The following is a 10,710-nucleotide window of genomic DNA, read 5'->3' as shown; positions in this document are numbered from 1 at the left end:
GCCTTCGGTCTTCAGACCGACGTCGATGATGATGATGTCTTTTTCGATGCCGACGACGCGGCCGTGAACGACCTGGCCTTCGCCGAGATCGCGGCCTTGCAGTTGTTCGTCGAGCAGCGCCGAGAAATCGTCGCGGGTGGGGTTGAGGGTATCAGACATGAAGCTGTGGCGTTTCCGAAAGGGCTATGGCGCGTGACCGGATGGCCCCGCGCGAGGTGAAGGAGAAGTTGGAAATCAAGTCGCGTCGAGGCGAGTCTCACCCGAAACAGATGAAGCAGGACGCCCGCGGAAGCCGAGGATGGGAGCGTTGGATTTGTTCGGGCGGCCTAGAGACCGTGTCGAACGCGCGCCGCCTCGACGATACGGCGGGCCGCATCGAAGGCGGTCTCTATATCCATATCGGTCGTGTCCAGCAAGACCGCGTCGTCGGCCTGGACCATGGGGGCCGCGCCCCGACCGGCGTCACGCTCGTCACGCTTCAGGATATCGGCCAGCATGGCCTCGTAGGAAATGTCGTCGCCCTTGGCGGTCAGCTGTTTCCAGCGGCGGGTGGCGCGGGTCTCGGGCGTTGCGGTGACGAACAGCTTGGCGGGCGCGGCGGGTGCGATCACCGTGCCGATGTCGCGTCCGTCCAGCACCGCGCCGCCCGGCTGATGGGCAAAGGCCTGTTGCAGGTCCAGCAGGGCCGCGCGCACGCCCGGATAGCCCGCGATCCGGCTGGCCGCCTCTCCGGCCTCGCCGGTGGTCAGGCGCGCGTCGTCCGACAGGCCCGCCGCGTCCAGCGCCCGCGCCACGCCCTCGGCCGCGACCGGGTCGTCGAGGTCGCCGGATGCGTCGAGCACGCCCATGCCGACGGCGCGATACAGCAGCCCCGTGTCCAGGAACGGCAACCCATAGGTCCGCGCCAGCCGCGCGGCGACGGTCCCCTTGCCCGACGCGGCGGGTCCATCGACAGCGATCACGAAATCCATCAGGCGGCGGTATCCACGCGAACGGGGGCGAGCCGCAGGCCTAGCGCCTGCATCACCTTGAAGATGGTCGCCAGCTCCGGCCGCCCCTGATCGCTCAAGGCGCGGTAAAGCGCGGTGCGGGAGAGGTTCGCATCCTCGGCCATTTTGGTCATGCCTTTGGCCCGAGCGACGACGCCGAGAGCCTCGGAAATCATGCCGGGGTCATCGAGCTCGAACGCGCTTTCAAATGACTCGACCAGAAACGCCTCAACCATTTCGGGCGTATCGAGCCAATCGGCGGCGTCGAAAGGGATATTTTCAATCGGCATCTCTAAACTCCGAGGCCATGGATTACGCCGTAGCAATGTCACGGGCCTGGCTGTCCTTGTCGCCGCCGCACAGCAGAACGATCCAGTCCGCGCCGCGACGGGTCAAATAGATGCGATAGCCGGGGCCGGGGTGGATTCTCAACTCGCTAACACCGTCTCCAACCGGCTTCACGTCTCCCCAATGGCCGCGCTTGAGCCCCAGGATCCGTGAGGCGATCTTCGCCACGGCCAAACGATCACGCAGCCCGTCTCGCCATGCGACAAAGCGAGTTGAGAGTTCGACCTTTACAGAATTACTGTCGTCTATAGGCGACATTTTGTCAATCCGCCCTGATCCGCGCCGTCACCTCGATCTCGATCTTCATGCGCGGGTCGGCGAGGCCGGCCTGGATCATGGTGGCGGCGGGTCGGACATCACCGAACACGGCGCGCAGGGCGGGCCAGCAGGCGGGAAAGTCGGCGGCCTCGGGCAGGATGTAGCGAACTCGCACCACGTCGGCGAAGGACGCCCTGGCCTCGTTCAGGGCCGCGCCGATGTTCTTCAGCGTCTGTTCGGTCTGGACCGCGACGTCGTCCGCGATCGTCATGTCGGCGTAGTCGAAGCCGGTCGTGCCGGAGACGAAGACCCAGTCGCCGTCGACCACCGCCCGCGAATAGCCGATCTCGGCCTCGAAGGTGGAGCCGGACGAGATCAGGCGGCGGGTCATCCGGCCTCGGTGACGTCTGCGCCCAACCCTCGCATCATCTCGACGAAGCCCGGGAAGCTGGTGGCGATCATCTCGGGGTCGAGCACGGAGACCGGGGCCTGGGCCGCCAGGCCGAGCACCAGATGGCTCATGGCGATACGGTGGTCATGGGCCGTGGCGACGGTCGCGCCGCCGGGGACAGGCCCGCCCGTGACGATGAACCCCTCAGCCTCTTCCTCGACCGCGACGCCACAGGCGCGCAGGCCGTTGACCATCAGCGCGATGCGGTCGCTTTCCTTGACCCGCATCTCGCCCACGCCGCGCATGACCGTCCGCCCCTCGGCGAAGGCGGCGGTGGCGGCCAGGATGGGGTATTCGTCGATCATGGAGGCGGCGCGCGCCTCCGGCACGACCACGCCCTTCAGCGCCGAGTGGCGGGCCGTGATGTCGCCGACGTCCTCGCCGCCCGAGACGCGGCGGTTTGTGATGGTCAGGTCGGCGCCCATCTCGATCCAGGTGTCGAACAGGCCGGTGCGCAGGGTGTTCAGCATGACCCCCTCCACCGTCACCACGGATCCCGGTACGATCAGCCCAGCCGCCAGCGGAAAGGCAGCCGAGGACGGGTCGCCCGGCACCGCCACGGTCGTCCCGGTCAGGGCCTGACCGCCCGCCAGACGAACGATCCAGCCCTCGCCGTCTTCCTCGACGTCTACGGCCGCGCCAAAGGCCCGCAGCATTCGTTCGGTATGATCGCGGGATTTCTCCGGCTCGGTGACCGAGGTCACGCCCATCGCGTTCAGCCCGGCCAGCAGGATCGCCGACTTGACCTGGGCCGAGGCCACGCTCTGGACGAAGTCGATCGCTGTGAGGGCTCCGCCCGTCACCGTCACCGGCAGCCGGTCCTCGGCTGCATTCCAGGCGAACCGTGCGCCCATCGACGCCAGCGGTCCCGTGACCCGCTTCATCGGCCGTTTGCGCAACGACGCGTCGCCGTCGAAGGTCGTGGTGATCGGATAGCCCGCTGCCGCCCCCATCAGCAGCCGCACCCCTGTGCCGGCGTTGCCGCAGTCGATGACGCCGGGCGGGGTCTGCAAACCGCCACGGCCGGTCACTCGCCATTTTCCGTCGCCCAGCCGCTCGACCGTTGCGCCGAAAGCTTCGGCCGCGCGGGCGGTGGCCAGGATATCGTCGCCTTCCAGCAGGCCCTCGATCTCGGTGACGCCGCTCGCCATCGCGCCCAGAATCATCGACCGGTGAGAGATCGACTTGTCGCCCGGCGCGCGCACGGAGCCCTTCAGGGCGGCTGCGGGGCGGGCGGTGAGAAGGGAAGCGGAGGTCATCGCGCTGCTCCGTCGGGCTTTGGGGGCATGACGAACGGGGCCGCCGAGGAACTGGGCTTTTGACAGCGGCCTCCCACAGTGGCAAGGGACGCGACCGAAATCCCCCCCACAGTTCAAAGGCTCCCATCCGTGGCCGATCCCCAACTTGGCGCCAAGCAGGTCTGTCCGAACTGCCAGGCCAAATTCTACGACCTTTCGCGTCGCCCCGCCCACTGCCCCAAATGCGACACCGAGTTCGATCCCGAAGAGGCGATCAAGCTGCGCAGCCGTCGCGGCCGTCCGGGCGGTTACGCCGCTGACGACGCCGAAGATCAGGTCGTCGACAAGAAGGCCGAAGGCGACGAGGACGAGGAAGAGGAAGTCGTCACCCCCGAAATCGACCAGGAAGGCCACGAGCCGATCCTGACCCCCGACGACGAGGATGACGCGGTCGCCGATCCGTCCGAAGAAGCCGGCATGGGCTCGACCGACGGCGACGACGATGTCCTGGCCGACGACGACGACGATTCCGTCCCCTTCATCGAGGACGAGGACGACGACGCCTTCGACGAGGACCTGGCCAAGGGCGGCAAGGACGACGATCTGTAAGTCGGCGTACCGCGCGGTCGCGATGCTTGAGGCCGGTCGAAAAACCGGTCTCAAGCCGCATCTCGATCCGGTGAAAATAAACTGCCCTGGCGGGGTTGATCGAGAAATCGCCCTGACATAGGTATCGCCGCCTCGCCGGGGACACCCGACGATCCGACCCAGGACAGTCTGTCCCAGGTTCGGGGCTTTAGCTCAGCTGGTAGAGCGCTTGCATGGCATGCAAGAGGTCAGCGGTTCGACTCCGCTAAGCTCCACCATCGGTCCCTTCAGACGCGGTAAGCGTTTGAAGGGACCGGCCAACTTCTCACCATTTTCGAACCAGCGCGCCCGTTACTCGCATGGCGCAATTGCATCGAGAATGGCGTGTTTTCGGAAGCGTGGGGACTGTTGGCAATGCCAAGTCCGATGCCGGGGTGAACCCCGATTAAAGACCTTCGCTCAACGCAAAGACGCCGAACGTTGAGGAGTCTTGCAAGAGCGCGATCTGGACGAACTGGAGAGCCGAGGCGAAACCGCTCACGCGATCCCGCACGATTTGGAACTCGCAGACGCTCTCGACAGGCACGTCGCACTGGTGAAGGCAAAGTCGGGCGATCACGACCTACTCTTTGCCACGCAGCGCCACCCTGTCGCGAAGAGGCGACTCGACGGGCTCAACCGGACCCACTTCACTCGATTCCGGGATGATCGCCGAAATGAGTTCGGCCCCCTACCGTCAAGAGAGACCTTTGGCTGGTCCAGAGGACATACGACCTCTTCCGGCAGGAGTGGGGCTTGCCCGCCTTAAAGAATGCAGAGCAGACGCTCAAAGCCTCGGTAGCCAAGAGGTAGAGAGCGTCGTCTGGAGGCAGACACAATTCGGGACTGAACACCTAGTCACCAACAGCCCCATCCTGACGCTCACCCCGGGACGCCGGACTGGGCGTCGGGCTGGGGCGGGGTGGTGATGACCTCGACATTGTCGTTCAGCAGATACGACAGTTCCTCCAGCGCCACGGCGCGGGCGGCGGGGGTGGCGGCGGTCTCGACGGCTTCGAGCTTTTTCGGGATGTCCTCGGAAATGCCGCGCAGGATGCATTTCAGGTCGCCGTCGGTGCCCCGCTCCTTGAGGATCAGATGGGCCTGCATGTCGGTCGTCGACAGGGCCACGGCGCGAGACTTGAAGGCGGTGTAATCGGCCCCGGCGAAGAAGCCGGAGGCATCCGCCGAACCGTCGGCCTTCCAGGCATCGACCACGGCCTTCAGCCCGCTGGACCGGGTCACGATGTCCATGAACAGGGGCTCGGTCGCCACCGAGACGGGGGCACCGACGACGGCGGGGGGCTGGGCGGCGGCGAGGACGACATTGGGATCGCCCATCATCAGGGCCAGGCTCAGGGCGATGCCGCAGGACATGGAGGTCTCCTTCGCGATCACTTCGGGAGTCGACAGGGACAAAGCGATTGAACCGGAATACGCCTGACCCGTAAACGAGACCTTGAGAACCGTTAAGGATACGCGATGCCCGCAGCCACTTCCCACGCCGACTGGACCGCCTTCGACGCCGCTGCCGCGCGCGACGCCGATGCCCGCATCGTCGATCAGTTCGCGGCCGACCCTGCCCGGCTGGAGCGGATGAGCGTCGAGGCGGCGGACCTGTATCTGGACCTGTCGAAACAGAGCTGGACGACGTCGGCGTTCGAGGCCTGTCTGGAACTGGCGCGCACGGCCGGGGTCGAGGCGGCGCGCGACCGGCTGTTCGGCGGCGAGGCGATCAACTCCACCGAGGGCCGGGCCGTGCTGCATCCGGCGCTGCGGGCGCCGATCGGTTCGGATTACAAGGCTCTGGGCGAACCGGTCTCGGCCGAGGTGGATGACGTGCGCCGGGCCATGGCCGACTATGCCAGCGCCGTGCGGTCGGGGTCCGAGACCGGCGCGACCGGACGTGCCTTCACCGCCATCGTCCACGTCGGCATCGGCGGCTCGGACCTGGGGCCCCGCGTGGTCTGGGACGCCCTGCGCCCCTTGCAGCCTGCGATCGACCTCCGGTTCGTCGCCAACATCGATCCGCGCGACATGGCCGAGGCCCTGATCGGTCTCGATCCCGAGACCACCCTGGTCATCGTCGTGTCCAAGACCTTCACCACCCAGGAAACCCTGGCCAATGCCGAGGTCGCCAAGGCCTGGCTGGCGGCGGCCCTTCCCGAGGCGGGCCGCGAGCGGCATTTCATCGGCGTGACGGCGGCGCCGAATCGCGCCCAGGCCTTCGGCTGCGGACGCACCTTCGCCTTCCGGGACTGGGTCGGGGGGCGGTACTCGCTGTGGTCGGCGGTGTCCCTGAGCTGTGTCATCGCCCTGGGCCCCGAGGTGTTCGAGGGCCTGTTGGAGGGCGCGGCCGAGATGGACAACCATTTCGTCGCCGCGCCGCTGGACCGCAATGCGCCCGTCCTGCTGGCCCTGGCCCAGGTGTGGAACGTGGACGGTCTGAACCGGCCCGCCCGGACGGTTGCCCCCTATGCCCACGCCCTGCGCCGCCTGCCCGCCTTCCTGCAACAACTCGAGATGGAGTCGAACGGCAAGCGCGTGCATCGCGACGGGTCGGCCGTCACGCGCCAGACCTGTCCGGTGGTGTTCGGCGAGCCCGGCACCAACGGCCAGCACGCCTTCTTCCAGCAAATCCACCAGGGCCCGCAGGTGGTGCCCGCCGAGTTTGTGATCGTGGCGAAGACCCACGAGGATGCTCCGGAATCGCCCCTCTGGTCCAACGCCCTGGCCCAGGGTCAGGCCCTGATGCTGGGCAAGACGACCGAACAGGCGCGCACCGAGTTGCTGGCGTCCGGGGCCGACGCGGTCGAGGCCGACCGGCTGGCCAGCCACAAGACCTTCCCCGGCAACCGCCCCTCGACGGCGATCGTCATGGACCGGCTGACCCCCCGGACCCTGGGCGCACTGCTGGCCCTCTATGAGCACAAGACCTTCGTCGAGGGCGTGATCTGGGACATCAACAGCTTCGACCAGTGGGGCGTCGAACTGGGCAAGGTCCTGGCCAGGGCGATCCTGAAGGACGTCGAAGCGGGCGGACCGTCAGAGGCGCTTGATCCCTCGACTGCCGGGCTGCTGACGCGGTTACTGGGCTGACCGACATGAAAACGGGCGCCGAAGCGCCCGTCTCCTGACCCCGACGGATCGAGAACCTACCAGCGACGGTCGCGACGGTCCCGGCGGTCGTCCCGACGATCTCCGCGGCGATCCCGGCGATCGTCCCGCAACTGGCGGCGCTCGTAGCGGTCATAGCCGTCGCGGCTGTTGATGCCGTGCTCACGCTCCCAGTGACCCTGATTGCGCCAGCAACGGCCGTCGCGGCGATACCCGCAGTCATCGCGGTAGCCCGAGCCATAGTAGCTGGAGCCATAGCCATAGTTGCTGCCATAGCCGCTGCTGTAATAGCCGGGCGCATAGCCGTAGCTGTACGATCCGCCGCGATAGGACCGGTTGTCGCTGGATGCCGCAGCGCCCAGCGCCGCCCCGGCCAGGGCACCGCCCGCGACATAGGAGCCGTCGCCATTGCCGATGATCGCTCCGGCGACCCCGCCGACCACGGCGCCCAGAAGCGCGTTCTCGGCAGTGTTGTCGTTGCGGTCGCGATGGCGGCTCTGGGCATCGGCGGGCGCGGCGGCCAGCAGGGTCAACGCCAGGGCCGGCGCGGCGACGGCGGCGAGTTTGGCGAACATCTTCATTTCTGGTCTCCTCCAAGAGCCCGTCGGCGCCCCGCCGATGGTGTTGCATAAGGTCTAGCTTGGCCAGTCTGAACGTCTTTGCAGAATGCCATTCATCTGGCGTTCATCGAGCGGCGGTCGATCGGGTCTTGTCGGCACCCGGGCCTCCCCCTACCGTCAGGGCGAAAGGCTCTGAAATGACGCGACTTCCCGCCATCCTGATCGGAGCCGGACTGGCCTGCGCCGTCCTGTCGTCGATGCCGGCCCGGGCCGCCGTCGTTCAGGGACCCGCCGTTCAGACTGACAGCGGGATCGCCGCCGCCCGAGCCCTGGCCGACGGCGGCGATGTCAAGGGCGCGGTCGAGGCCTATCTGGCCGCCGCGACGGCGCTTCGTAACGCCGACAGGATCGATGAGGCCGCCACCGTCGTCGAGGCGGCGGTCGCCCTGTCGGAGACCGTGGCACCGCTGGGGGCCCTCGCCCGGCTGCGTCAGGACCAGGGCCGATACGATGACGCCCTGACCCTGCTCGACCGCGCCCTGGCCGTCGCCGACGGCGATCCCGTGAAGGAGGGCCAGCTCCGCTACGACCAGGCCAAGGCCTACGATTCCCTGGGTCGTAACGAGGAGGCCGAGGTCGCGGCCCGCGCCAGCTATGACCTGCGCCGGGTCAACATCGGCCAGGTCCACGAGAAGACCGCCGACGCCCTGAACCTGTACGCCAACGCCCTATCGGCCCAGGGGCGGCACGCCGAGGCCGATCCCGCGTATCGCCAGGTGCTGGGGATGTATGAGGTGCTGTACGGCCCCAAGGATTTCCACCTGGCCATCGTCCTGTCCAACCTGGGCAACTCCCTGCGTCGCACCGGCCGGGGGCGGCAGGCCAATCCCCTGTATCGCAGGGCCGTCTCGGTCGCCGAGGTGTCGGGGGACAAGGTGCTGTTGGCCCAGTGCCTGACCAACTACGGCTGGTATCTGCATACGCAAGGGGACGGCCGGAAGTCCGAGGCCATGTTCCGCAGGGCCCTGACCCTGGCGCTCGATATCGTCGGCCCTGACCATCCCTTTACGGGCGTGGTGCGCGCCAACATCGGCTATGCCCTGGCCGATCAGGGCAAGTACGCCGAGGCCGAAGTCGCCTTCGCCGAAGGGCAGCGGCTGCTGGAGGCAGGCCTGGGTGCCGACAGTCCCGACATCGTCGACACCCTCGCAGGCCACGCCGACGTTCTGGCCGCGCTCGACCGGTCGGATGAGGCCGAAGCCCTGTATCGCCGCGTCCGGGCCATCACCACCAGCCGCCTGGCCCCGGCCCACCCCGACACCCTGGGCGAATCCAGCCGCTATGCCCGCTTCCTGCTGACCCGCGACCGGCCCGGGGACGCTCTCGGCGAGCTCCGCACCTCCCTCGCAGCGCTGATCGGGCGCGAAGGGGGCGGCCGCGACTGGCGCACCAGCGTCCGCGGGGCCGGCCCCCTGTTCGAGCGCCGGGTCGAGGCCAGCTGGCGGCTGGCGGCGGAGGCTCCGCCTTCCGCAGGCCCCGAGATCGCAGGTACCCGCTGACGTTTCGCGGTCGCAGCCGCTCCGCGTCACCGAAAATTCGCAAGCCCGGCCGATCCGCTCGTCTTGACGCTGGGGTGTCACCCCCCTACTTGCACCTCGCGTTAGCACTCGTGAGGTCCGGCTGCCAAAAGCTGGCCCCGAGCGTTACGAGGAAACTTTTAGAAGTCACATCGGAGAATACACAGATGGCGTTTCGTCCTCTCGGCGATCGCGTGCTGGTCAAGCGCGTGGAAGAAGAGTCCAAGACCAAGGGCGGGATCATCATCCCCGACACGGCCAAGGAAAAGCCTCAGGAAGGCGAAGTCATCGCCGTCGGCCCCGGCGTCCGTGACGACAAGGGCGTCGTCAACGCCCTCGAACTGAAGGCCGGCGACCGCATCCTGTTCGGCAAATGGTCGGGCACCGAGGTCAAGCTGGAAGGCGAAGACCTGATCATCATGAAAGAGTCGGACGTCCTGGGCGTGCTGTAAGCACCCCGACGCTTCGACCTTCTTCAACGAAATCAATATTTAGGAGCTGCCCTCAATGGCTGCCAAGATCGTACAGTTCAACACCGACGCGCGCGACAAGATGCTGCGCGGCGTCAACGTCCTCGCCAATGCCGTCAAGGTGACCCTGGGTCCCAAGGGCCGCAACGTCGTGATCCAGAAGTCCTTCGGTGCCCCGCGCTCGACCAAGGACGGCGTCTCGGTCGCCAAAGAGATCGAGCTGGAAGACGCCTTCGAGAACATGGGCGCCCAGATGATCCGCGAAGTCGCGTCCAAGACGAACGACAAGGCGGGTGACGGCACCACCACCGCGACCGTCCTGGCCCAGTCCATCGTGCAGGAAGGCCTGAAAGCCGTCGCCGCCGGCATGAACCCGATGGACCTGAAGCGCGGCATCGACAAGGCCGTCACGGCCGTCCTCGCCGACATCAAGGCCTCGGCCAAGAAGGTCGAGAACAACTCCGAGATCGCCCAGGTCGGCACCATCTCCGCCAACGGCGACGCCGAAGTCGGCGAGATGATCGCCAAGGCCATGGACAAGGTCGGCAACGAAGGCGTCATCACGGTCGAAGAGGCCAAGACCGCCGAGACCGAACTCGACGTCGTCGAGGGGATGCAGTTCGACCGCGGCTACCTGTCGCCCTACTTCATCACCAACGCCGACAAGATGGAGGTTCAACTCGAAGAGCCGCTCATCCTGCTGTTCGAAAAGAAGCTGACCAGCCTGCAAGCCATGCTGCCGATCCTGGAAGCCGTGGTCCAGTCGGGTCGTCCGCTCCTGATCATCGCCGAGGACATCGAGGGCGAGGCCCTGGCCACCCTGGTGGTCAACAAGCTGCGTGGCGGCCTGCGCGTCGCCGCCGTCAAGGCGCCGGGCTTCGGCGATCGCCGCAAGGCCATGCTGGAGGACATCTCGGTCCTGACCGGCGGCCAGGTGATCTCGGAAGATCTGGGCATCAAGCTCGAGAACGTCACCCTCGACATGCTCGGCAAGGCCAAGAAGGTCACCATCACCAAGGACGACACCACCATCGTGGACGGCGTCGGCGGCAAGGACGAGATCGAGGCCCGCATC

The 10,710-nt window shown here is 67.0% G+C and carries 13 protein-coding genes and 1 tRNA gene; 6 read left to right on the top strand and 8 right to left on the bottom strand.

Annotation, left to right across the window (positions count from 1 at the left end; translation table 11 throughout):
- The 6 genes from ACILQR_RS13125 to aroA form a co-directional block, all read right to left on the bottom strand.
- Window positions 1–159: hypothetical protein (locus ACILQR_RS13125; protein WP_395651849.1), on the bottom strand; the 159-nt coding region annotated here is incomplete at its 3' end.
- A gap of 167 nt (window positions 160–326) precedes the next feature.
- Window positions 327–971, bottom strand: a complete 645-nt coding sequence (cmk, locus tag ACILQR_RS13120; RefSeq protein ID WP_395651848.1) for a (d)CMP kinase — start codon at window positions 969–971, stop codon at window positions 327–329.
- Complete coding sequence (locus tag ACILQR_RS13115) at window positions 971–1,279, bottom strand: addiction module antidote protein (RefSeq protein WP_395651847.1); 309 nt, start codon at window positions 1,277–1,279, stop codon at window positions 971–973. Before ACILQR_RS13115 ends, cmk begins: the two co-directional genes overlap by 1 nt.
- A 22-nt stretch (window positions 1,280–1,301) precedes the next feature.
- Entirely contained in the window at window positions 1,302–1,595 is a 294-nt protein-coding gene (locus ACILQR_RS13110; RefSeq protein WP_395651846.1) for a type II toxin-antitoxin system RelE/ParE family toxin, read from the bottom strand.
- Window positions 1,596–1,599: 4 nt separating this feature from the next.
- On the bottom strand, window positions 1,600–1,986 hold the full coding sequence (locus ACILQR_RS13105) for a RidA family protein (protein ID WP_395651845.1): 387 nt from the start codon (window positions 1,984–1,986) through the stop codon (window positions 1,600–1,602).
- Complete coding sequence (gene aroA / locus ACILQR_RS13100; protein ID WP_395651844.1) at window positions 1,983–3,305, bottom strand: 3-phosphoshikimate 1-carboxyvinyltransferase; 1,323 nt, start codon at window positions 3,303–3,305, stop codon at window positions 1,983–1,985. The genes ACILQR_RS13105 and aroA overlap by 4 nt, the downstream gene beginning before the upstream one ends.
- A 129-nt stretch (window positions 3,306–3,434) precedes the next feature.
- Here aroA and ACILQR_RS13095 point away from each other — a divergent pair, with 129 nt between their 5' ends.
- A complete protein-coding gene (locus tag ACILQR_RS13095) occupies window positions 3,435–3,893 on the top strand; it encodes a TIGR02300 family protein (protein ID WP_395651843.1) in 459 nt (152 codons plus the stop codon).
- A gap of 181 nt (window positions 3,894–4,074) precedes the next feature.
- Window positions 4,075–4,150, top strand: a tRNA-Ala gene (locus ACILQR_RS13090).
- A 643-nt stretch (window positions 4,151–4,793) separates the two neighbouring features.
- On the opposite strand, the gene ACILQR_RS13085 is transcribed toward ACILQR_RS13090, so the two are convergent.
- On the bottom strand, window positions 4,794–5,288 hold the full coding sequence (locus ACILQR_RS13085) for a hypothetical protein (RefSeq protein WP_395651842.1): 495 nt from the start codon (window positions 5,286–5,288) through the stop codon (window positions 4,794–4,796).
- A 105-nt stretch (window positions 5,289–5,393) separates the two neighbouring features.
- Between ACILQR_RS13085 and pgi the strand changes: the two genes are divergently transcribed.
- Entirely contained in the window at window positions 5,394–7,010 is a 1,617-nt protein-coding gene (gene pgi / locus ACILQR_RS13080; RefSeq protein ID WP_395651841.1) for a glucose-6-phosphate isomerase, read from the top strand.
- A 56-nt stretch (window positions 7,011–7,066) separates the two neighbouring features.
- On the opposite strand, the gene ACILQR_RS13075 is transcribed toward pgi, so the two are convergent.
- Window positions 7,067–7,609, bottom strand: a complete 543-nt coding sequence (locus tag ACILQR_RS13075) for a hypothetical protein (protein ID WP_395651840.1) — start codon at window positions 7,607–7,609, stop codon at window positions 7,067–7,069.
- A 176-nt stretch (window positions 7,610–7,785) separates the two neighbouring features.
- Here ACILQR_RS13075 and ACILQR_RS13070 point away from each other — a divergent pair, with 176 nt between their 5' ends.
- From ACILQR_RS13070 to groEL, 3 genes are all read left to right on the top strand, one after another.
- A complete protein-coding gene (locus ACILQR_RS13070) occupies window positions 7,786–9,147 on the top strand; it encodes a tetratricopeptide repeat protein (protein ID WP_395651839.1) in 1,362 nt (453 codons plus the stop codon).
- A 185-nt stretch (window positions 9,148–9,332) separates the two neighbouring features.
- Window positions 9,333–9,617 (top strand): co-chaperone GroES, encoded by a 285-nt coding sequence (gene groES, locus ACILQR_RS13065; RefSeq protein WP_271146281.1) that lies wholly within the window; start codon window positions 9,333–9,335, stop codon window positions 9,615–9,617.
- 55 nt (window positions 9,618–9,672) lie between these two features.
- Window positions 9,673–10,710 (top strand): chaperonin GroEL (gene groEL / locus ACILQR_RS13060; protein WP_395651838.1); only part of this gene is annotated, 1,038 nt, incomplete at its 3' end.

Origin of the sequence: Brevundimonas sp. (assembly GCF_044239655.1) — a bacterium.
Taxonomy (GTDB): Bacteria; Pseudomonadota; Alphaproteobacteria; order Caulobacterales; family Caulobacteraceae; genus Brevundimonas.
Note: the sequence above shows the minus strand (reverse complement) of the source record. Positions and strands in the feature narration are given on the sequence as shown.